The sequence below is a fragment of the Nocardiopsis listeri genome, from assembly GCF_020741345.1.
Lineage (GTDB): Bacteria > Actinomycetota > Actinomycetes > Streptosporangiales > Streptosporangiaceae > Nocardiopsis > Nocardiopsis listeri_A.
On sequence record NZ_DYZD01000388.1, the window covers coordinates 1 to 21,791 of the forward strand.

Here is a 21,791-nt window from a genome sequence, read left to right on the forward strand (position 1 = left end):
TGCCGGTGAGCCACCGGGCCATCCACCGGTCCAGCCGAGGTGAGGCGGGCATGTCCCAGGGATGGACGAAGACCGGTACGTCCAGTGAGGCGGCGTGTTGGAGGAACGTGACGATCCCCTCGTCGTCGAGGTCGCGGTCCCCGACGTGGTTGCCGATCTCCACCCCGACGTGCCCTGCGGCGAGGCTGCGTTCCAGTTCGCGACATGCCGCGTCGGTGTCCTGCAGAGGCACCTGGCAGAACGGGATCATCCGGTCGCGCTGGGGTTCGCAGATCTCCAGGGCGAGGTCGTTGAACACGCGTGAGATCTTCTCCGCCTTGTTCCCGTCGACCTCGTAGGAGAAGAAGACGGGGGTCGGGGACACGACCTGTGCCGCGACCCCGTCCTCGTCCATGTCCGCCACGCGCACCTCGGCGTCCCAGCAGTCGGACCGGATCGCACGGAACTCCTGCGAGCCGACCATGATCATCGCCTCGCGCTCGGAGTCCACCCTCAGCCAGGGGGCTCCCCCTCCGAGATCAGGCCAGCCCTTGGGCACGTAGTGGGTGTGGATGTCGATCGTGTCCAACGCGCTACCCCTTGCCGGGGTGGAGGGCGCCGCAGGCATCGCAGGTGCGGGCCTCCTCGTCGTTGTAGAAGAGTTCGAAGACCGGTGGAAGGTCGGTGACGATGTCACGGACCTGGAGTTCCACCGAGTGGACCTGGGTCTGGCACTGTTGGCAGTACCAGACGAATCGCTCGGTCGTTCCCTCCTCGCGGATCCGCTCGATCACGATCCCGATCGAACCGGGCTCGGGGCGCTGCGGTGAGTGCGGGATGTCCCGAGGCAACATCCACATGCCGCCCTCGGGGATGTCGACGCGCTGGATCCCGTCGTCGGTCATCAGGTTGACGTGCATGGCGCCCCGGTACTGGTAGAACCACTCCTCGTAGGGGTCGATGTGGAAGTCGGTGCGCTGGTTCGGCCCACCGATGATCTGCACGATGAAGTCGCCCATTGGCTCCCACATCTGCCGGTTGTTCACCGGAGGCCGGAGCAGGTGCTCGTGTTCCTGGATCCAGGTGTCGAAGTCGAAGACGGGAGGCACTGTCGTCATGGGGTTCTCTCCTCATCGGTGATCGGAGCGCGGTGGCCCGCCGGCAGGTGGGCGACCGCTTGGATTTCGATCAGTAGGTGTGGGTGGGGAAGTTGGTGCACCGCGACGGTGGTACGGGTCGGACCGGTGTGGTCGAAGTACTCGGAGTAGACCTCGTTGTAGCCGCCGAAGTCGTTCATGTTGACGAGGTAGGTGGTCACCTGAACCAGATCGTCGAGGCTCCCACCGACCGCGTGCAGGATGCGGTCGATGTTGTCGAGGACCGCGCGGGTCTGGACCCTGATGTCCAGGGCGGTGACACCCATTTCGTCGGCTTCGGCGCCGGCGAAGGTGTTGTCGGGCCGTCTGCTGCTGGTCCCCGACACGAAGGCGAACTCACCGACCACCTTCACGTGTGGGAACGCTCCACGCGGGGTGGCGCCGCCCTCGACCAGTCGAGCGTTACCCATGGGACGCTCCTGTGGCCGTGACACCGACCCGACCCAGTCCGGAGACGGTGGCCTCCACCCGGCTGCCGGGAACGAGCGGAACCGCCGGGGTCGCCGCTCCGGCCAGCAGGATCGTGCCCGCGGGGAGGCCGTGTCCGTACAGTCGGGCCATGCGCTTGGCCGCGGACAGGGCGTGCTCGGGATGACCGAGGATCGCGGAGGTCGAACCCGTCATGACGGGCTCGCCGTCCTGTTCCAGGATCACTCCACGGTTGTCGAGGTCGACGCGGCCCTCGGCGAAGGAGGTCCACGGCCCGGTCACGAACCCGGCCGCCGAGGTGTTGTCGGCGACCACGTCCTCCAGGCTGAAGGCGAAGTCCCGGTACCGGCTGTCGATGATCTCCAGTGCGGGGGCCACGTGCGAGACCGCGGTGCGGGCAACGCTCCGTGGGTCGTGCGGGTCCACGTCCTCACCCAGCAGGAAGGCGACCTCGGGTTCGATCCGTGGATGGATCAGTGCGGAGAGGTCGATCTCGCCGCCGTCGACCACCTCCATGGACGAGGTGATCGCACCGATGATGACGTCGGAGACACCCATCTGGGCGGCCTTGGCCTTGCTGGTGAAGCCGAGTTTGACACCGATGGTGGTGTCCCCGCGGCCGGACCTCAGGGCCAGTCCCGCACGTTGTACCTCATAGGCCAGGGGGAGGGTGAGCGAGTCCTCCCCGGCGCTGGGCTGGGGGATCGCCGTCGCCGACCGGACCGCGTCGTCCAGCCGGGCCGCGACCTGCTCGACCGGTGTCGTGGTCATGCCGCCTCCTCACGCGCTCTGACGAGGTCGAGCGCGACATCGATGATCATGTCTTCCTGGCCGCCGACCATTCGGCGTCGTCCGAGCTCGATCAGGATGCTTCGCACATCGAGGTCGTAGCGTTGGGCCGCACGTTCCGCGTGCAGCAGGAAGCTGGAGTAGACACCGGCGTAACCCAGCGTCAGGGTTTCGCGGTCCACGCGGACCGGCCGGCGTTGCAAAGGTCGGACCAGCTCTTCGGCGGCGTCCTGCAGGGCGAACAGGTCCGCGTTGTGGGACCACCCCATCAGGTTCGCGACCGCGACGAACGCTTCGATCGGGCAGTTGCCGGCTCCCGCTCCCTGCCCGGCGAGGGAGGCGTCGATCCGATACGCACCGTTCTCCACCGCGGTGACGCTGTTGGCGACCGCGAGTGACAGATTCTCGTGCGCGTGCACACCGATCTGGGTCTGCGGTGCGAGAACGTCACGGTAGGCCCGCACCCGTTCACCCATGTCGTCCATGGTCAGACGCCCTCCGGAGTCGGTCACGTAGACGCAGTGGGCGCCGTAGGACTCCATCAGCGCGGCCTGGGCGGCGAGCTCGCCCGGTGTGTTCAGGTGGCTCATCATCAAGAACCCGGCGACGTCCATGCCGTTCTCGCGGGCCCAGGAGATGTGCTGTGCGGCGACGTCGGCCTCGGTGCAGTGCGTGGCCACGCGGACACTGCGCACCCCCAGGGCGTGGGCGCGGCGCAGGTCCTCGATGCGGCCGATACCCGGCAGCAGCAGGGTGGTGAGCTTGGCGTTCTCCACGACCTCCGCGGCGGCGGCGATCCACGCCTCGTCGGTGGCGGCCCCGTGACCGTAGACCACCGAGGAGCCACCGAGGCCGTCGCCGTGACTGACCTCGATGGCGTCGACCCCCGCGCGGTCCAGGGCACCGGCGATGGTGCGTACCTGGTCCGGGGAGTACTGGTGTCCGATCGCGTGCATCCCGTCGCGCAGGGTCACGTCCTGGATGTAGAGCTGGTTCATGCGTGGGACCCTTCCGACCGCCGTGCCGCCATGAGTTCGCCCGTGCGCAGCGCGGCCGAGGTCATGATGTCCAGGTTTCCGGCGAACTCGGGCAGGTAGTGCCCGGCGCCGTTGACTTCGAGGAAGACCGAGACCCGGGTGCCGGTGAACGGCCCTCCCAGAGCCGGTACGTGGTCGTGCCGGACCGGATCGAACTGGACGTCCTGTTTGAGCCGGTAGCCGGGAACGTAGGCGCGGACCTCTTCCACACGCCGTTCCACCGACGCCCGGATCGCCTCCTCGTCGGCCTCGCGCACCAGGCAGAAGACGGTGTTGCGCATGACCACCGGCGGGTCGGCCGGGTTGAGGACGATGACCGCCTTGCCGTGCGCCGCGCCGCCCACCTGCTCGATGGCACGGGAGGTGGTCTCGGTGAATTCGTCGATGTTGGCCCGGGTCCCCGGTCCGGCGGAGCGGGAGGCGATCGAGGCGACGATCTCCCCGTAGTCCACCGCGGTCACCTCGGAGATCGCCGAGACGATCGGCACCGTGGCCTGTCCACCGCAGGTCACCATGTTCACGTTGTCGGCGTCGGTGTGGGCGTCGATGTTCACGGCCGGAACGACGTAGGGACCGATCGCCGCCGGTGTCATGTCCACGATGGCGGCGCCGTGCGCGCGGACGACCTCGTAGTTGGCCCTGTGGGCGCCGGCGGAGGTCGCGTCGAAGACCACGGTGACGTCGGCGAACCCGGGGAGATCGGCGAGACCTTCGACGCCCTTGTGGGTCGTGGCCACGCCCATCCTGCGGGCACGTGCGAGTCCGTCCGAATCCGGGTCGATCCCCGCCATGGCGGCGACGTACAGCTCACCGGAGAGCCGTTTGATCTTCAGCATCAGATCCGTGGCGATGTTGCCGGAACCGATGATGGCGACGGCCTTGGTCATGAGACACCTCCGGAAACGAACACCGAGGAGACTTCGCCCAGTCCGGAAACGCGCAGCCGGTAGGTCCCCGGCTCCTGTACGGGCACGACCGGGCCCAGGGCGCCGGAGAGCACGATGTCGCCGGCCCGCAGAGGGGTTTCCCGTCGGGCCAGCACCTTGGCGAGCCAGGTGACGGCGGCGACCGGGCTGCCCGCACAGGCGACACCGGCGCCGGCGGAGACCACGTTCCCGCGGTGTTCGAGCACCATGCCCACGGTCGGCAGGTCGACCTGGGTCGGACGTACCGGTCGGGTCCCCAGTACGAGGGCGCCACTGGAGGCGTTGTCGGCGATGGTGTCGGTGATGCGGATGTCCCATCCGGCGATCCGGGAGTCCACCACCTCGATCGCCGGCAACAGGTAGTCCGTGGCGCCGATGATGTCGGCGACGGTCGGTGTGGCCGAGGTGATGTCCCGGCCCAGAACGAAGGCGACCTCGCCTTCGATCCTGGGCTGGAGGAACCGCTCCAGGGGCAGGGGCTCCCGGTCGGCGTGGACCATGTCGTCCAGAAGGGTCCCGAAGTCGGGGCTGGGGACGCCCAGTTGCTCCTGGACCGCCCGGGAGGTGAGACCGATCTTGCGTCCGACCACGCGTGCGCCCGCGGCCAGGCGTGAACGGGTGATGCTCTCCTGGACCTCGTAGGCGAGTTCTTGGTCGTGTTCTCCGAGGAGGTCCCTGACGGGGGCGCACGGTGTCGCGGTGGCCGCGGCGGTGAGCAGCCGCTGTGCCGCCTGTTCGATGATCTGTTTCACAGTCGCACGCACACATTCGTCGGTTCGGTGTAGAAACGCAGGGAGTGGGAGCCGCCTTCGCGGCCGACACCGGACAGGCCCGTGCCGCCGAACGGTGAGCGCAGGTCCCGAAGGAACCAGGTGTTGACCCACGCCATCCCGACCCGCATCCGCTGGGCGACCCGATGGGCCCGCTCCAGGTTCTGTGTCCACACCGCGGCGGCCAGGCCGTAGTCGCTGTCGTTGGCCAAACGCACGGCCTCCTCCTCGGTGTCGAACGGGATCAGGGCCGCGACCGGACCGAACACCTCCTCGGTGACCGCCCGGCCACCGTGTTCCAATCCGGACCACAGGGTCGGTTCGATCCAGGCGCCCCCGGCGAGGTCCTCGCCCACGTCCGGGATCCCTCCGCCGAGCAGGACCTCGGCCCCCTCCTTCTCCGCCAGCGCGTAGTAGGAGAGCACCTTGTCGCGATGCCCGGTGGAGATCAGGGGGCCCATCGTGGTCTCGGCGTCGTCGGGACGCCCCATGCGCAGCCGTCGGCCCTGCTCGACGAGCCCGGCCGCGACCTCGTCGAAGATCGAGCGTTCGACGTAGACCCGTTCGGTGCACAGACACACCTGGCCGGTGTTGGTGAAGACGGAGTTCGCCAGCCCCTCCACCGTGTCGGTGATGTTGGCGTCGGCGAACACGACCGCCGCGTTCTTCCCACCGAGCTCGAAGGAGACGGGGCGTACACGCGGTGCGACCGCCCGCATGATCGTCGATCCGGTCGAGGACTCGCCGGTGAAGGTGACCCCGTCGATCCCCGGGTGCGTGGTGAGGTGTTCACCCGCGGAGTCGGGTCCGTGGCCGTGCACCACGTTGTAGACACCGTTGGGGACGCCGGCCTCGGCGATGACCTCGGCCAGCAGCGTGGCCGTGGTCGGGGTCTCCTCCGAAGGCTTGACGACCAGCGTGTTGCCGCACGCCAGCGCCGGGGCGACCTTCCAGGTGAGCAGGAGCAGGGGAAGGTTCCACGGAACGATCACGGCGACGACGCCCAGCGGCTTGGGTACCGCGTAGTTGAGCGCCCGGCGGCCGTCCGCCATCTCGGTGAGGAAGGAGTCGAGGCCGCTCGCGCTCACGGTGTCGGCGAAGGACCGGAAGTTGGCGACGGCGCGCGTCACGTCCAGGCTGCGCACCAGGGAGAGCGGCTTTCCGGTGTCGGCGGACTCCGCCGCGACGAACTCCTCGAATCGTTCTTCGATGCGGTCGGCCACGCGGCGCAACAGACGGGCCCGTTCCGTGACGGTGGTGCGACCCCAGGGGCCCTCCAGGGCGCCGCGCGCCACGGAGACCGCGGTGTCCACGACCTCGGGCCCCGCCTCGTGCACGGTGGCGATGGACGTGCCGTCGATGGGGCTCACGTTGGTGAACGAGCTCCGTCCCTCCAACCGTGCGCCCCCGACGAAGTTCAAAATCTCCGGTACTGGCGTCATGCAGCCGAGCTTAGAAACCCGAGCGATACCCGTCTAATGCCAATATCTTCACAAGGCATGTCCGGTAGGGCATAGTTGCCGTCCATGGACCACTCACGCCTCCTCGACGGCCGGTTGAAACTACGCCACCTCCGACTCGTGATCGCGATCGAAGAACAGGGCAGCGTCATCGGCGCGGCCAAGGCCCTGCACGTCACCCAGCCCGTGGTCACACGTGCCCTGCACGAGGTGGAGGGCATCCTCGGCGTGCAGCTGTTCGAACGAGGACCGCGAGGCGTCACCCCCACCGTCTACGGGGAGAGCTTCACCGGGCACGCCCGCGCCGTCCTGGCCCAGATCACCAGCGCGGGTGAACAGATCGAGATGCTTTCGCGCGCGGACCTGGGGACGGTGCGCGTGGGTACCCACCTGGCCGGGGCGAACGTGCTTCTTCCCCAGGCCATCGCCGCGCTGAAACAGGAGCATCCCAAACTGACCGTCGTCGTCCGCGAGGCCACCCCGGACGTTCTACAGTCGGCGTTGCTCGCCGGGGAGCTGGATCTGACCGTTGGCCGACTGGAACCCCAGACCCGCCCTCACCTGGCCCAGGAACGGTTGCACATCGAACCGGTGCGGCTGGTGGCCCGGCGGGGGCACCCGGTGCACTCGCTTCGTCGGCCCGACCTTCGACAGTTGGCCCACTACCCCTGGATCTTCCCGGTCGCCCAGACCGCGCTCCGACAGGAACTGGAGGAGACGTTCCTCGCCGAGGGGGTGCCCATCCCCGAGAACCGGGTGGAGTGCACCTCGATCCTGCCGCTGCGCCGACTGCTGGTCATCACGGACGCCATCGCCGCTCTTCCGCTGCTGATCACCCGTCAGGACGAACAACTCGCCCTGATCGACACGCCACTGCGGTCGATCGGACGCTCCGTCGGGGTCACCCGCCCGGCGGACCGCCCCACCACACCCGGGACCGAGGCACTCCTCGCACACCTACGCGCCGCGGCCGGCTCACTGCCTCCGGAGCTCAACTCGCTGTGAAGCCTGGTGAGGGCGCTGTTCGCGGGCCCTCGCAAGAGGCTCCCTTCGCGGTGCCATCGAGGCAGGGTATGCCCTTTCCGGTATGCGTAACGCGAAAACTGGCATTAGACAGCTATCGCATTGCGGATGACCATATTCGACACGGACACGCGGCAAGGTGACGCCCATCACTCACACCGCGGTTGAGCCTCGATCCCCGTGTGCCCGCCCCTAAAGGAGACGACTGTGCCAGAACCCGATCAGGTGCGCCCGGCGGATCACACCGGCTTCTTCACCTACCGCAATCCGGACGACTACCACCCCGACTGGGCCGGCTTCTACGACGACGCCCTGCGGCGACGCGACGACGTTCGACGGCGCCTCTCCCACGATGTCGCGCTCAAGTACGGCGAGCACCCGTTCCAGCTCGCCAACGTCTACCACCCCGAGAACGCCACGGCGGCTCCGGTCATCGTGTACTTCCACGGCGGTCGGTGGCGCGAGGGCCACCCCGACCACTACGACCACTTCGCCGAACCCTGGGTGGAGGCGGGCGCGGTGTTCATCTCCTGCGGCTACCGACTGGAACCGGAGTACACGATCGGTGACTCCATCGACGACGCGATGCGGGCCGTGACCTGGGCGGCCGCCAACGCGGCCCGATTCGGTGGTGACCCGACCCGTATCACCGTCGCGGGCCACTCCGCGGGAGGTCATCTCGCCGCCATGCTCACCATGACCGACTGGGACCAGACCCCGCTACCGGAGAACGGGGCCATGACGGGGGCCGTCTGTATGAGTCCCCCCACCGACCTGCGCGTACGTATGTTGGAAGGGCCCGAGGCCGCACGGTACAGCCCGGCTCTGCGCGTCACCAAGGCGCCGGCGCACGTCGTCGTCTCCTTCGGTGAACCGGAGCCGAACAAGAAGGCGCAGGACGAACACTTCTTCGCCGACCAGGGACGCCTCCTCGTGGCCGCGCTCACCGACAAGGGCGCTTCGCCCGTGACCGTCACCATGCCCCACACCGACCACGTGGCGACGGCCGCCGCCTTCGCCGACACCTCCTCCGACCTGTTCACCGCGGCGCGGTCCGCGATCTTCGCGAACGGAGAACGCTGACCATGGCACAGACCACGAACGTTCCTCAGGACGGCGCCACGCGAGTGCGGTGGGGTCTGGTGCTGGTCGCCTTCTGCGCGGTACTGATCGACGGCTTCGACACGGCGACCATGGCCGCCTCCGTTCCCACGCTCGCCGAGGAGTGGGGGCTGTCCCCGGCCGAGTTCACCTCCCCGCTGGTCACGACCAACATCGGCGTGGTCTTGGGATACCTCCTGTGCGGAACGCTGGGAGCGTTGATCGGACGCAAGCGTCTCCTGCTGCTCGGTGTGGTGGGCTCGGGGGTCCTCACGCTGCTCACCGCGACCGTGCTCCTCTTCGAATCGATGTCCCTGCTCGCCGTCGTCCGGCTCGCCACGGGCATCGCTCTGGGGATCGTCCTTCCGGTGGCGGTGTCGTTGACCACCGACCACGTGCCCGAGAAGTACCGCCAGCGCATCTCGGTGGCGGTCACCCTGGGCCTGGCCTCCGGCATGGCGACCGGCGGCGTGTTCGGCGGCCTGCTGATCGAGTGGCTGGGCAGCGGCGGTATGTTCTGGGTCGGCGGTGTCGCGCCCCTGCTGCTCGTCTACCCCATCGCGCGGATGTTCGGCGAACCCGAGATGGCGGGGGGCAAGGAGAACGCTAAGCAGGACGCGAAGGTGATCCGCCTGTTCGACCGGGGAATCCGGATCAACACCACGTTCCTCTGGAACTTCTCGTTCCTGATCTTCCTGTCCGCCTACACCCTGACGAACTGGGTTCCCACACTGCTCATCGACTACGGCTTCTCCGCCTCGGAGGCACCGATGGGCCTGGCGTTCGTGAGCTTCGGCGGCGTGCTCGGCGGTCTCGTCCTCATCCTGCTCACCGCCCGGATCGGTATCGCCTGGTCCCTGGTGGTGATGCCCTTCATCGGGATCACGTCGATGCTCGTCATGGGGCTGACCGAGCCGACCTACGCGCTGATCTTCGTGCTGCTGCTCGGTGCGGGAGCGGGCACCACCTCCGGACAGATCGGACAGCTCACCATGGCGGTCACGATCTATCCCCGTGGTACCCAGACCACCGGTGTGGGCTGGTCCGCCGCGTTGGGACGCATGGGTTCGATCGTGGGCCCGGGTGTGGCCGGCATCCTGATCTCCCTCGCCTTCGCCGCCGAACAGATCATCCTGTTCGCGGCCGTTCCGGTCGTCATCGCCACGGCCTGCGCCTTCGTCCTCGCGTTGCGCCGGCAGTCGGGCGGCCCTCTCGCCGCCGCCCCCGGTACGCACGCACCATCCCGGGAGAACAACGATGTGCACACCGGCCGGTGAACCGGACCCCACCCCGCACGAGCGATGGTGGATCGACCTCGGGGACGTAGCGGTCGTGCCGCTTGTGGAGATCCCCCGGCTGTTGATCGAACCGGAGGAGTTCTTCCCGGGGGTCGTCGACACCGCCGCCCCCGGATCAGCCTGGTACCTCGAACCGCCCTGGTACGACCCCGACCGGCGGCGGCTCGTGTACACGATCCAGTCGTTCCTGATCCTCTCCCCCGTGGGAACGGTCCTCGTGGACGGATGCGTCGGCGCGGCCAAGCACCGGAGCCGACCCGAGTTCCACATGCGGGAGGAACTCTGGCTGGAGCGCCTGGAGGAGACCGGGGTCACCCCTGAACAGGTGTCCGACGTGGTCCTGACCCACCTGCACGTCGATCACGTCGGTTGGTCGACCAGGTGGGTCGGCGGTCGGTGGCGACCGATGTTCCCGAGCGCGCGGCACCACGTCACCGGGCCGGAGTTGGACTACTGGCGGGGTGACTCGGGTCGGGCCGCGACGGCGCGGACCGGGGACTACATGAGCGACAGCGTCGAACCCCTCGCCGAGGCCGGCCTGTTGCGGGTCTGCGCCATGGACGAGGTCGTCGACCGGCACGTCCGGTTGGTGCCCGCCGTCGGTCACACACCGGGCAACGTGTGCGTGCAGGTGAGCGGCTCGAACGCCCGGCTCCTCATCACCGGAGACACCGTGCACCATCCGCTCCAGCTGAGCGATCCCAGGGTGAGCACCCGTTACTGCGTGGATCCGCACAGGGCCGCGATCACCCGAAGGGATCTGCTCGGCCGTGCGGCCGAGACGGGGACGAGTGTGCTGCCGTCGCACTTCGCCGCTCCGTCGGTGGGGCGGGTGTCTTCGGTGGGAGAGGGTTTCGAGTTCGAGCCCGCACTCGATCTCCTGCGCACCGGGCCCCCTCCACGGTCCCGGTCGCCCCGGTCACGCTCTGAGGCGTGATGGTCCGGCACCCTGGTGGGAGGACATACTCCACATCAGGTGCCGGACTCAAGTGGGTGCCTGCAGGTTCTGGGGTGGATCGCGCTGTGTACACCGCCCCCCCCGGGGCCCTCGTAGTGCCCGTGACGCCCCTCCGGCCCCGCCGGGTCAGGAGGTCGAACACCTGCTGGTCGTGATTTCCGACCTCGGGGTGGATCGACCACGACCCGGGAGGCGGCGTCTCGTTGGGGGCCGGCGGTGCCTTCGGGAGGAACGACGGAACGATCCGGTGGGCCGGCCCAAGGCCCCGAACAGGGGCGTCATGTCGTGGAGCAGGCAGTACCGGACTCGAACTCGTCACCCCTGCCGTGTCGAGCCGGTTCCGACGTTGCAGCGATCTGTGTCAACAGGTATCCGCCCAGGTCAAAGGGTTTCGTTCAGGGTTCTTCACGACGGTGTGGTGTCGCTGTTCTCGATCCGGCGGATGCCCAGGGTGAAGGGGAGGAAGCGGTCTTCTCGTGGGTTCGCGGTGCGACCGGCAGGGGAGGCCCCTGTGCCTGGGCGCTTGTACGCGGGAGACTCCAGGCGCGCCGAAGGGCCGGTTGAGGGTATTCACCGGACGCGATTGGAGTCGCTCTGCGGAATGTCTGATCGCGTGTCGGAACGGAACCCTCGGTCGAATTCTGACAGAAATGTGCGCACGCACTCGCCGGTGAACACGTGTGCGTCGAAGAGGTCGAAGTGCTCCCGGCCGGCCCAGGACCGTCGGCCGAGTGGTGCGTCGGCGCCACGTGTTCGTCGTCGAGGACAGAAGTCCTTGGGGCGGCCCTGGTGCAGGGTGCGGGCGGTTTCCTCGGTCGGATGCGCAGGGATGCCGACGGCCATCTCTGTCTCGGAGAAGGTCGGTCCTTCGGCTGTGGTCGGCAGTGGGCCCTGAACCATGACGGATTCGTCTCCGCTCGTGGGGATTCCGGGGTATTTGTTGCGATTTCAAGTGCCAGAATGATTCTGAAGTGTCAAGAAACAGCCTTTCCGTCAACCGTAAAAGGAAGGGTTCAAGATCTGCTGAAATCCGCGCGTATATGCAACAATGTAGCGAGTGTCGACTCAAGCACCTGAACAACTCACTACCGCGGTACGACGACGTGCCCGGCTTTGGACCGTCGGGCTCCTCCTCCTGGTCGGGATCAGCGCAGTGTTGTGCGTCGGTGTCGGTCCGGTTTCGGTGCCGCCCCAGACGACGGCGGCGGTGGCGGCCGAGAGGATCGGGCTGATCGATGATTCCGGAGCGACCCGGGCGCAAGCCTTCATCGTCATCAACATTCGGCTACCCCGAGTGGTCATGGGCCTTGCGGTGGGGGCCGCGCTGGCGATGAGCGGTGCGGTGTTGCAGGGCATGATCCGCAACGTGTTGGCCGACCCCTACGTCCTCGGGATCTCCTCGGGTGCGTCCACGGGTGCCGCCGCGGCGATCCTCTTCGGTTTCGGTGCGCGCATGGGGCAGTATTCACTGCCGGTCAGTGCCTTCCTGGGCGCCATGTGCGCCTCGCTCCTGGTCTTTTGGCTGGGGCACGCCGGCGGTCAGGCGACCTCCATCCGTCTGCTCCTGGGCGGTATCGCCGTTGGCTATGCGCTCTCCGCGGTCACGAGCTTCCTGGTCTTCTCCTCCGACGACGCCGAGGGGTCCCGCACCGTCATGTTCTGGCTGCTCGGGTCACTCTCGCCGGCGCGATGGGACGCGTTGCTGGTCGCCATCGTCGGTGTCGTGGCAGGGGCAGCGGTGGTGCTGATGTTGCTCTCACGCCCCCTGGACGCGCTGGCGGTCGGTGACGAGACGGCCCGCGCCCTGGGCGTCGACCCCGCCGCGACCCGACTCAAACTGCTGACAGTGGTCTCGCTCTGCACCGGAGCCGCAGTCGCCGGGGCCGGAGTCATCGGTTTCGTCGGGCTGGTCCTGCCCCACCTGGCCCGCCGCCTGGTGGGCACCGTCCACGCCAGAATGTTGCCGGTCACGGCGCTGTTGGGCAGCGGGTTGTTGATCTGGGCCGATGCCCTGTCCCGAGTGCTCATGCAGCCGCGCGAACTACCGATCGGAATCATCACCGCACTGGTCGGCGCCCCATTCCTGTTGCTCTTGATCCGACGGATGTACGCCAAGAACACCTAGAAGCCGCTTCCATCTTCTGGCGTCCGAGGAAGCTCCCGCTGAGAGAGGCAGACCATGAGGTTCAGAACCGCCGTTACCGCCGGGACCCGCCTGAGGTGTCTCTTTGTCGTCGCCGCCATGGTGATGACCGCCTGCGGAGACGTCGCGACGGTCGAGCGCGAAAGTGGGGCCGGATCGCCGGAGGGCTACCCGCTCACCCTGGAGAACTGCGGCCACGAGATCACCTTCGAGGCCCCGCCGGAGCGCGTCACCCTGCTGGAGTCCGCGCCGGTGACGATCCTCGACGGCCTCGGAGTCTTCGACCACGTGCGGTCCCGCGCCGGGCACTTTCCGTTGGAGTACTACGACGGCGAACTGGCGCGGAAGGTCCAGGACGTCGAAGCGTTCTCCGAGGACATGGACGCCTCCGGTCACCTGATGATCTCCGAGGAGGTGGTCGTCGCCCAAAGCCCGGACCTGGTTCTGGGGCTGCCGGACGGGATCACTCGTGAGGGACTGGCGGACGCCGGTGGTGTGGTCCTGACCCAGGAGCTCTACTGCGAGGAAAGCGGAGGGGAGGCGTTTTTCGACGACCTCTACGCCGAGATCGACCGTTACGGAAGGATCTTCGACCGCGCCCAGGAGGCCGAGGCGCTCAACACCGAGCTGTCCGACCGCGTCGCCGCGGTCGAGGAACAGACCCGGGATGAGGACCGCAGTGCCGCGGTGCTCTACCCCTCTGTCGGCGGAGGGCCGCTGTACACCTATGGCACCGCATCGATGGCCCACCCACAGTTGGCGGCCGCGGGCCTGGAGAACGTCTTCGCCGACGTCGATGAACGTGTCTTCGAGGTCCAGACCGAGGAACTCATCGACCGCGATCCGGACGTCCTCATCGTCCTCTACCAGGGCGAGGAACAGGACGCGAAGGACGCGCTCTCACAGCGCTCCGGCCTTGAGGTCGTTTCGGCGGTCGCGAAGGGCGATGTCCACTATCAGCTGTTCAACTTCACCGAGCCGGCCTCGCCTTTGGTCGTCGACGGGCTCGAGCGCATCGCCGAATACTTCGGTACGGAGGGCTGAACCGCGATGACACGGATGTTCTCCCACCCCGTCGCGGCACAGAGCGGTTCCCGCCCTGTGCTCTCGGCGAGCGGAATCGGGTATTCCTATGGCAGGACGCCCGTCTTGGCCGGAGTGGACCTTCAGGTGCGCCGCGGTGAGATCCTCGGGTTGATCGGGCCGAACGGCAGTGGCAAGACCACGCTGTTGCGGATCCTTTTCGGTGCCCTGCGCCCGCTAGAGGGGACCGTCACCTTCGATGGTCGGCCGCTGGCGCGGTTGAGTTCCCGACAGATCGCGCAGCGCATCGCCGTGGTGGTGCAGGAACCGCAGAGCGAGCTGATGCTCTCCGCCGCCGACATGGTGATCCTCGGCCGTACGCCGCATCAGGGGATGTTCTCCCGCCACAGCCCCCGAGACGATGAGCTCGCCGCCGCCGCGTTGGACAAGGTCGGGGCCCTGGACCTGGCGCACCGTGACATATCCGAGCTCTCCGGTGGGGAGAGGCAGCGGGTCCTGATCGCCCGTGCCCTGGTGCAGGAGGCCGACTGCCTGTTGCTGGACGAGCCCACCAACCACCTCGACATCGGGTACCAGCACCAGGTCCTGGACCTGGTCCGGGGTTTGGAGATGACCGCGGTGGTCGTCCTGCACGATCTCAACCTCGCGGCCCGGTACTGCGACCGTCTGATGCTGTTGGACCGAGGCCGGGTGTGCGCGATCGGCGACGTTGCTCAGGTTCTGCGGTCGGAGATGATCGAGCAGGTCTACGGGGTGGCGACGGAACAGGCAACGGCGCATGACGAGGTGCCCCAGCTGCTCTTCCACCGCTCCCCGGGGTTGGTGGACGAAGCATGACCCCTACCCGTTGCGGGGGATCTCCGCGTGGCGATCCGCTCGGGTCGCAGAACACGACGGCCATCAGCGCCGGTGCCTGGAGAATTCTTCGACGTCACTGACCGGGCTGTGCCCGCCGACGGTTTCCACCCTTTCTCCTCGGGCGTTTCGACCGGCTGGTCCAGGTGTGGTCGTTCGCCGCGCGAGAACGACCTCGCTCATCGACCGCTGCAGAGCCACCGGGTTTTGTGCGCGGTTTCAGTATGATGTGGCCAGGAAGAGGCATGTGGGGCACATTTTCGTATGCGCGATGAACGTCCTTTTCCCTATTTCGGGTCGGGGTGGTTCGGGTGAAGGTCGAACCATGCTCAGAAGTCGGAATTCGCCTATTCGGAGTGGTTTGTGTGAGGGTGATTTTGGCGTGCGGTGGGCGTGTCTGCGATGGGTGATCGGGTAAGTGCCCTACGGTCGAAAAATCGAAGAAGAACTCCGAACAATGGCCGATGCGGCCGGTTCGTCTCTGAGGTCTCGGAGTTCGATTCGGGAGGGGTCCTGAGCGCCCCGAATCGGTTTCGTGCCGCGCCTCGACGAGGAGGAAGTCGTGCTTCTTGCCCTCCATGAGCAGGAAAGGCTCATGATCTACACCGCCGGAAAATTGGCGTGGGAACGACGGGGGAGAGGGCTGCGGCTGAATCTTCCCGAGGCCACGGCCGTCATCTCCTCGGCGCTGTACGAGGGCGCCCGCGACGGCCGCTCGGTGGCCGACCTGATGGAATACGGACGCACCGTGCTGACCCGTGAAGACGTGATGGACGGGGTGCCGGAGATGCTGGCCCAGGTGCAGGTCGAGGCCACTTTCCCCGATGGTACGAAGCTCGTGACCGTGACGGGACCGATCCCATGAGCGACGAACACCAAAGGCGCAAGCACCCCTCCGACGCACCGGGCCGTGACTACCCCCAGGAGGGTGCGCCAGAGCGTGGCAGCTTCGACTCGGACGCCGACCGTGCCCATTCCTCGGGATCTTCGGGCCCCTCGGAGCCACGCCGCCCGGGTACGGGCATGCGCCAGTCTCCGTTGCGCGAGGACACCCGGGCCGATGCGGGTGGACCCGGCATCATCCCGGGCGAGTTGCTGCTCCGCGATGACCCGGTGATCATCAACCAGGGTCTGGAGGTCACCGCGGTCCGGGTCCTGAACACTGCCGACCGCCCGATCCAAGTCGGAAGCCACTACCACTTCGCCGAAGTCAACGCCGCCCTCGACTTCGACCGTGACGCCGCCTGGGGGCGCAGACTGAACGTGCTCTCCGGCGGTGCGGTGCGTTTCGAGCCGGGAGCCGTCGTCGAGGTGGAGCTGGTCGCGATCAGGGGACGACGAATCGTTCCGGGCCTGCGAGGTCTGTGCGGAGGAGAGCTGGATGGCTGAGATCTCACGTGCCGAGTACGTGTCGTCCTACGGTCCGACCACCGGCGATCGTATACGCCTGGCCGACACCAACCTGCTGATCGAGATCGAGCAGGACCGTTGCGCAGGCGGAGACGAGGTCGTCTTCGGCGGCGGGAAATCGATTCGCGAATCGATGGGGCAGTCCACCGTCACACGCGCCGAGGGCACCCCGGACCTGGTCGTCACCGGTGCGGTGATCCTGGACCACTGGGGTGTGGTCAAGGCCGATGTCGGCGTTCGAGGCGGCCGGATCTGCGGGATCGGCAAGGCCGGCAACCCGGACACCATGGACGGCGTCGACCCCGACCTGGTGATCGGTCCCTCCACCGAGATCATGTCCGGCAACGGCATGATCATGACCGCCGGCGCCATCGACACGCACGTACATTTCGTGGGCCCCGACATGTTCCGCATGGCGCTCCAGACCGGTACCACCACGGTGGTCGGTGGTGGTACCGGACCCTTCGAAGGCTCCAAGGCGACCTTGGCGACGCCGGGCGAGTGGTGGCTGCACCGCATGTTCGAGGCGATGGACCCCTGGCCGCTGAACTACCTGATGCTCGGCCGCGGAAACACCGTCTCCCAAGAGGCGCTCCGGGAGCAGATCCGTGCCGGCGCGGGCGGGCTGAAGGTCCATGAGGACTGGGGCGCCACCCCGGCGGTCATCGACGCCGCTCTGCGCGCCGCGGACGACTCCGGGGTACAGGTCGCCGTCCACTCCGACACCCTCAACGAGGCCGGATTCGTCGAGGACCTGATGCGCGCGGTCGATGGCCGAACCTTTCACTCCTACCACACCGAGGGCGCCGGCGGCGGCCACGCTCCGGACATCATCCGGATCGCGGGCTACTCCAACGTGCTGCCGGCCTCGACCAACCCCACACGTCCCTTCACGGTCAACACGGTCGACGAGCACCTGGACATGGTCATGGTGGCCCATCACCTGAACCCGCAGGTGCCCAACGACCTGGCCTTCGCGGAGTCCCGCGTGCGTGCCGGCACCATCGCGGCCGAGGACGTCCTGCAGGACATCGGCGCGCTGTCGATCGTCTCCTCCGACGCCAACGCGATGGGTCGCATCGGAGAGGTCATCTCCCGCACCTGGCAAACCGCCCACCGCATGAAGGAGCTGCGCGGGTCCCTGCCCGGGGACGACCGCGCGGACAACCACCGGGCCCGCCGCTACGTCGCCAAGTACACGATCTGTCCGGCGGTGGCCCACGGCCTGGAGCCGCACATCGGGTCCGTCGAGATCGGCAAGATGGCCGATGTGGTGCTGTGGCAACCGGCGATGTTCGGCGTACGTCCGCATACGGTCATCAAGGGCGGCATGGCCGCCTCGGCCGCGTTGGGCGATCCCAACGGCTCCATCCCCACCCCGCAACCGGTCATGCCGCGTCCTGGTTTCAACGATCACACCCGTGCCGCGGCGTCGACGTCCGTGGCGTTCGTGTCCCAGGCCGCCCTGGACGCGGGTTTGCCGGAGCGGCTCGACGTCACTCGTGAGATGGTCGCCGTGGAGTCCGTCCGTGGCCGCACGAAGGCGGACATGCCGGAGAACGCCGCACTGCCGGAGATCTCGGTGAACCCGGACACCTACGGGGTGACCGTCGACGGAGAGCTCATCGAGCATCAGCCGGCCTCCGAGGTTCCGATGAGCCAGCGCTATTTCCTGTTCTGAGTCGATATCGGCCGTAACGAGATGACGGGGGCCGTGCGGGATGGCACATGGTGGTGCGGGGTTGCTGCTGCTCATCGACGGGCGTCTGCCCGCCGGTGGGTACGCCCATTCCGGTGGACTCGAATCGGCGATCCGCACCGGTAGGGTCCGTGACACCGCGGATCTCGGACACTTCCTCACCGGGCGGGTGAGGACGACCGGGGCGATGAACGCCGCCTTCGCCGCAGCCGCCTGTGCAACCCTGAGCCGGAGCGCGGAGCCCGAGGCCGACCCCGATGACCAGCGTCAGGCCCTGAATCGGCTGGTGTTGCTCGACGCGGAGCTGGACGCCCGGACCCCCTCACCGGCGCTGCGGAAGGTCTCCCACGCCCTGGGCCGCCAGTTGCTGCGCGCCCTGAGGGCCGTGAACCCGCACCCGCTGCAGCAGCGGATGCCGCAGAGAACCAACCACCCGGTGGCCTTCGGCGCCGGGGCGGCGATGTTGGACCTCGCACCGGTCGACGCCGCCCGGGGCGTACTCCACGAGGCCGTGTCCGGCCCGGCCTCGGCGGTGGTGAAGTTGATGAGCGCCGACCCGTTCGACGCCTATCGGGTCATCGCCGACCTGCGCGGCGTCCTCGACGAGATCGCGCAGGACGCCGCCGATCGGGCCTGGGACGAACCACGGGACCTGCCCTCCTTCGGCGCCCCGTTGTCGGACCACCTGGCCGAAGTCCACGAGACCCGGGAGGCGAGACTCTTTGCGTCCTGACACGCCGGTTTCTCGGCAAGGCGTGCGGAGGGCGAGGACGTCACCGTCATGGATGTCCGCCTCGGCGGCACTGACCTGTGAGCTCGATGCTCGAGGCGCCAATCGACTGAGCCGGATGCGCTCAGAGGGCCAGCTGGTGTTGCGGCCCACACACGCCAAGGGCTTCGAGCCATGGGCCCATCACCAGGCCGGCGTCGCCCGTGTCTCGCTGTCCGCGGGCACGGCGGGCCCCTTGGGCGGTGACCGGCTGCACCTGGAGGTCGTCATCGGCGACGGTGCCTCGCTGGTGCTCAACGAGATCTCCGCGACCCTGGCCCTGCCGGGCACCACCGGGGACCGGTCGCTGATGTCGATCGACGTCCAGGTCGGCGAAGGGGCCGGCTTCATCTGGCTTCCCGAACCGGTGATCGCCGCCCAGGGCTGCGATCACCGCCAGGAGGTGCGCGTGCGACTGGCCGAGAGCGCACGTGTTCTTCTGCGCGAGGAGCTCATCATGGGACGACACGGTGAACGGCCGGGCACTGTCGCCCAACGGGTGCGCGTCACCCGCGAAGGCGGCGTCCTCTACGACCAGGAGTTGCGCCTCGGTGGGCGGCACATCGGCTGGGACGCCCCCGCAGTGGCCGGTTCCGCCAAATGTGTGGGCAGCACCCTGGTGGTGGACCCGGGCAGCGCCATCGGCGCTGGCTCTGCGGCGCCGGGGGCGCGTTCTGAGATCGTCGACGACTCCACGGTGATCATGGGGATCGCCCCCGACGCCGTCCAGATCAGCTCGGTGGGAGAGGACAACCTCGCCGTCGGCCGCTCCACCGCGGCCGCCCTGAAATCGCTGGGGCCACCCTGGGCTCCGAGCTGATGGGAGCACTCGCGCGAGAGCGGGTCTTTCCCAAGCCGGCCGGGCCGAACGCCGGCATCGACCACGGACAGGAGAACCATGGGTATCGAGAACACCACCGATGACAAGCACAACGTTCAGGCATCGAGGTCCCGATCGCTGCGTCTGGGGGTGGCCGGGCCGGTCGGCACCGGGAAGAGCTCGGTGATCGCCACGCTGTGCCGGACGCTGTCCGAGGAGATGCGCATCGGGGTCATCACCAACGACATCTACACCGACGAGGACGCCCGTTTCCTCAAGGCCGAGGGGGTGCTGCCTGATGAGCGGATCCGCGCCGTGGAAACCGGAGCCTGCCCGCACACCGCCATTCGTGACGACGTCACCATGAACCTGCTCGCAGTGGAGGACATGGAGCAGGACTTCGCTCCACTGGACATCGTCCTGGTCGAGTCCGGCGGCGACAACCTCACCGCGACGTTCTCCCCCTCGCTCGTGGACGCGCAGTTCTTCGTCCTCGACGTGGCCGGCGGTGGCGACGTGGCCCGCAAGGGAGGGCCGGGGATCGGACGTGCGGATCTGCTGATCATCAACAAGATCGACCTGGCCGACCACGTCGACGTCGACGTCGCGCAGATGGTCGAGGACGCCACACGTGCCAGGGAGGGCGCCCCGGTGTTGGCGCTTTCGAGGAAGCACGAGGACACCGTCGAGCGGCTGGGCGAGTGGGTGCGCGCTCTGCACCGCCGGCATCTCGCCGGGTCCCACGTGCCCACCGACCCCGGCCCCATGGCTCCTCACTTTCACGCCGACGAGGAGGGCGGCTACTTCCATAGCCACACGTAGTCCATGGGTGCCGGTGCCTCCGGGGAGATCGCCACCTGCTTCCGTGCCGTGTCGGTGTGGGGCGGGTGGTGGCCTGGAAGCGGCCCTTGCGCCTGCGGTGGCGACGGTCGGTGGGGCGGGTGTTCCTCTACTCGAAGTCGACGATGGTGGGCGTGGCCGCGGACGCCGTGATCGGAAACGTCCTCGGTGGCGTGCCACCGGGCGGGTGCGGTCATGAGTCGGGCCTCGGAAGGAAGGGGCGAGGGGCAACGCATCAGGAACTGATGATGAGATAACATCAGCGCATGCTGACGTCAGTAGACACTGATCTAATGAAGGTGCTGGCCGATCCACTCAGGATGCGGATCGTGTCCCTGCTCGCCCACGAGACCCTGTGCACCACCCACCTGATGGAGGAGACCGGCGCGCGCCAGACGAACCTGTCCAACCACCTGCGCCTGCTGCGCGAGGCCGGGATGGTGGAGACCGAGCCGTGCGGCCGGTTCACCTACTACCGGTTGCGCCCAGAGGCCCTGGAATCCCTCTCCGAAGGGCTCTCCGATCTGGCGGCCACGGCCCGATCCACTGACGCCGCGCAGAACAAGCGGGCCTGTTGATGGGGCGTTCAGAGGGCACCACGCGTGAGATCAGCGCCTCCGCGGTGGCGAAGCTGTCCACCCTGGACCGGTTCCTGGCCGTGTGGATTCTGCTCGCCATGGCCGTCGGCCTGGGGCTGGGTCGTCTGGTCCCCGGTCTGAACGAACTCCTGGCCGCGCTGGAGGTCGGCGGGATCTCCCTGCCCATCGCCCTGGGGCTGCTGGTCATGATGTACCCGGTGCTGGCCAAGGTCCGCTACGACCGCCTGGACACCGTCACCGGCGACCGGCGCCTGCTCGTCTCCTCCCTGGTGATCAACTGGGTGGTCGGTCCGGCGGTGATGTTCGCGCTGGCCTGGATCTTCCTGGCCGACCTGCCCGAGTACCGCACCGGATTGATCATCGTCGGTCTGGCCCGCTGCATCGCGATGGTCGTCATCTGGAACGACCTGGCGTGCGGGCACCGTGAGGCCGCCGCCGTGCTGGTGGCGCTCAACTCCGTCTTCCAGGTCCTGTTGTTCGGTGCGCTGGGCTGGTTCTACCTGGACCTGTTGCCGGGCCGGCTGGGTCTGGACACCGGCGGGCTGGACGTGTCCCCCTGGCTGATCGCGCTGAACGTGGTGATCTTCCTCGGCATTCCGCTGGCCGCCGGGTTCCTCACCCGCCGGTTCGGGGAGCAGAGGATGGGCCGCGAACGCTACGAGTCGGCTTTCCTGCCCCGGATCGG

At 67.9% G+C, this 21,791-nt stretch carries 23 protein-coding genes; 15 read left to right on the top strand and 8 right to left on the bottom strand.

Going from position 1 to position 21,791, the window contains the following annotated elements:
• The 8 genes from K8V84_RS20835 to K8V84_RS20870 form a co-directional block, all read right to left on the bottom strand.
• Positions 1-568 (bottom strand): amidohydrolase family protein (locus K8V84_RS20835; protein ID WP_304077594.1); only part of this gene is annotated, 568 nt, incomplete at its 3' end.
• A 4-nt stretch (positions 569-572) separates the two neighbouring features.
• The gene (locus K8V84_RS20840; RefSeq protein ID WP_304077596.1) at positions 573-1,097 is read right to left on the bottom strand and encodes a 3-hydroxyanthranilate 3,4-dioxygenase; all 525 of its coding nucleotides are present in this window, start codon (positions 1,095-1,097) and stop codon (positions 573-575) included.
• Positions 1,094-1,546: a RidA family protein gene (locus K8V84_RS20845; protein WP_304077599.1), complete on the bottom strand. Its 453-nt coding sequence runs from the start codon at positions 1,544-1,546 to the stop codon at positions 1,094-1,096. The genes K8V84_RS20840 and K8V84_RS20845 overlap by 4 nt, the downstream gene beginning before the upstream one ends.
• On the bottom strand, positions 1,539-2,336 hold the full coding sequence (locus K8V84_RS20850) for a 2-keto-4-pentenoate hydratase (RefSeq protein WP_304077602.1): 798 nt from the start codon (positions 2,334-2,336) through the stop codon (positions 1,539-1,541). Before K8V84_RS20850 ends, K8V84_RS20845 begins: the two co-directional genes overlap by 8 nt.
• The gene (gene dmpG / locus K8V84_RS20855; protein WP_304077605.1) at positions 2,333-3,352 is read right to left on the bottom strand and encodes a 4-hydroxy-2-oxovalerate aldolase; all 1,020 of its coding nucleotides are present in this window, start codon (positions 3,350-3,352) and stop codon (positions 2,333-2,335) included. The genes K8V84_RS20850 and dmpG overlap by 4 nt, the downstream gene beginning before the upstream one ends.
• The gene (locus K8V84_RS20860) at positions 3,349-4,278 is read right to left on the bottom strand and encodes an acetaldehyde dehydrogenase (acetylating) (protein ID WP_304077607.1); all 930 of its coding nucleotides are present in this window, start codon (positions 4,276-4,278) and stop codon (positions 3,349-3,351) included. The genes dmpG and K8V84_RS20860 overlap by 4 nt, the downstream gene beginning before the upstream one ends.
• The gene (locus K8V84_RS20865) at positions 4,275-5,069 is read right to left on the bottom strand and encodes a 2-keto-4-pentenoate hydratase (protein ID WP_304077609.1); all 795 of its coding nucleotides are present in this window, start codon (positions 5,067-5,069) and stop codon (positions 4,275-4,277) included. Before K8V84_RS20865 ends, K8V84_RS20860 begins: the two co-directional genes overlap by 4 nt.
• The gene (locus K8V84_RS20870) at positions 5,066-6,529 is read right to left on the bottom strand and encodes a 2-hydroxymuconic semialdehyde dehydrogenase (RefSeq protein WP_304077612.1); all 1,464 of its coding nucleotides are present in this window, start codon (positions 6,527-6,529) and stop codon (positions 5,066-5,068) included. The genes K8V84_RS20865 and K8V84_RS20870 overlap by 4 nt, the downstream gene beginning before the upstream one ends.
• Positions 6,530-6,613: 84 nt before the next feature.
• Between K8V84_RS20870 and K8V84_RS20875 the strand changes: the two genes are divergently transcribed.
• The 15 genes from K8V84_RS20875 to K8V84_RS20945 all read left to right on the top strand — a co-directional run.
• Positions 6,614-7,552: a LysR substrate-binding domain-containing protein gene (locus K8V84_RS20875; protein WP_304077615.1), complete on the top strand. Its 939-nt coding sequence runs from the start codon at positions 6,614-6,616 to the stop codon at positions 7,550-7,552.
• Positions 7,553-7,777: 225 nt separating this feature from the next.
• Positions 7,778-8,653 carry an alpha/beta hydrolase gene (locus K8V84_RS20880; protein ID WP_304077618.1) on the top strand — a complete coding sequence of 292 codons (876 nt, stop codon included), beginning with the start codon at positions 7,778-7,780 and terminating at the stop codon, positions 8,651-8,653.
• Between the two features lie 2 nt (positions 8,654-8,655).
• Entirely contained in the window at positions 8,656-9,948 is a 1,293-nt protein-coding gene (locus K8V84_RS20885) for an MFS transporter (protein WP_304077621.1), read from the top strand.
• Positions 9,929-10,906, top strand: coding sequence for an MBL fold metallo-hydrolase (locus K8V84_RS20890; RefSeq protein ID WP_304077624.1), 978 nt, complete (start codon positions 9,929-9,931; stop codon positions 10,904-10,906). The genes K8V84_RS20885 and K8V84_RS20890 overlap by 20 nt, the downstream gene beginning before the upstream one ends.
• A gap of 1,078 nt (positions 10,907-11,984) precedes the next feature.
• Entirely contained in the window at positions 11,985-13,052 is a 1,068-nt protein-coding gene (locus K8V84_RS20895) for an iron ABC transporter permease (RefSeq protein ID WP_304077627.1), read from the top strand.
• Between the two features lie 117 nt (positions 13,053-13,169).
• Positions 13,170-14,114, top strand: a complete 945-nt coding sequence (locus K8V84_RS20900) for an ABC transporter substrate-binding protein (RefSeq protein WP_304077629.1) — start codon at positions 13,170-13,172, stop codon at positions 14,112-14,114.
• 114 nt (positions 14,115-14,228) lie between these two features.
• Positions 14,229-14,951 (top strand): ABC transporter ATP-binding protein, encoded by a 723-nt coding sequence (locus K8V84_RS20905; protein WP_304077646.1) that lies wholly within the window; start codon positions 14,229-14,231, stop codon positions 14,949-14,951.
• Between the two features lie 580 nt (positions 14,952-15,531).
• Positions 15,532-15,834, top strand: a complete 303-nt coding sequence (locus K8V84_RS20910) for an urease subunit gamma (protein ID WP_304077648.1) — start codon at positions 15,532-15,534, stop codon at positions 15,832-15,834.
• 212 nt (positions 15,835-16,046) lie between these two features.
• Positions 16,047-16,358, top strand: coding sequence for an urease subunit beta (locus K8V84_RS25895; protein ID WP_369696649.1), 312 nt, complete (start codon positions 16,047-16,049; stop codon positions 16,356-16,358).
• The gene (locus K8V84_RS20920; RefSeq protein WP_304077634.1) at positions 16,351-18,060 is read left to right on the top strand and encodes an urease subunit alpha; all 1,710 of its coding nucleotides are present in this window, start codon (positions 16,351-16,353) and stop codon (positions 18,058-18,060) included. The genes K8V84_RS25895 and K8V84_RS20920 overlap by 8 nt, the downstream gene beginning before the upstream one ends.
• A gap of 40 nt (positions 18,061-18,100) precedes the next feature.
• On the top strand, positions 18,101-18,811 hold the full coding sequence (locus K8V84_RS20925) for an urease accessory protein UreF (protein WP_304077635.1): 711 nt from the start codon (positions 18,101-18,103) through the stop codon (positions 18,809-18,811).
• A gap of 52 nt (positions 18,812-18,863) precedes the next feature.
• Complete coding sequence (locus K8V84_RS20930; protein ID WP_304077638.1) at positions 18,864-19,667, top strand: urease accessory protein UreD; 804 nt, start codon at positions 18,864-18,866, stop codon at positions 19,665-19,667.
• A 78-nt stretch (positions 19,668-19,745) separates the two neighbouring features.
• Positions 19,746-20,489 (top strand): urease accessory protein UreG, encoded by a 744-nt coding sequence (gene ureG, locus K8V84_RS20935; RefSeq protein ID WP_304077640.1) that lies wholly within the window; start codon positions 19,746-19,748, stop codon positions 20,487-20,489.
• Positions 20,490-20,800: 311 nt separating this feature from the next.
• Positions 20,801-21,085, top strand: a complete 285-nt coding sequence (locus tag K8V84_RS20940) for a helix-turn-helix transcriptional regulator (RefSeq protein WP_304077651.1) — start codon at positions 20,801-20,803, stop codon at positions 21,083-21,085.
• Positions 21,085-21,791 (top strand): arsenic resistance protein (locus K8V84_RS20945; protein ID WP_304077643.1); only part of this gene is annotated, 707 nt, incomplete at its 3' end. The genes K8V84_RS20940 and K8V84_RS20945, both read left to right, overlap by 1 nt.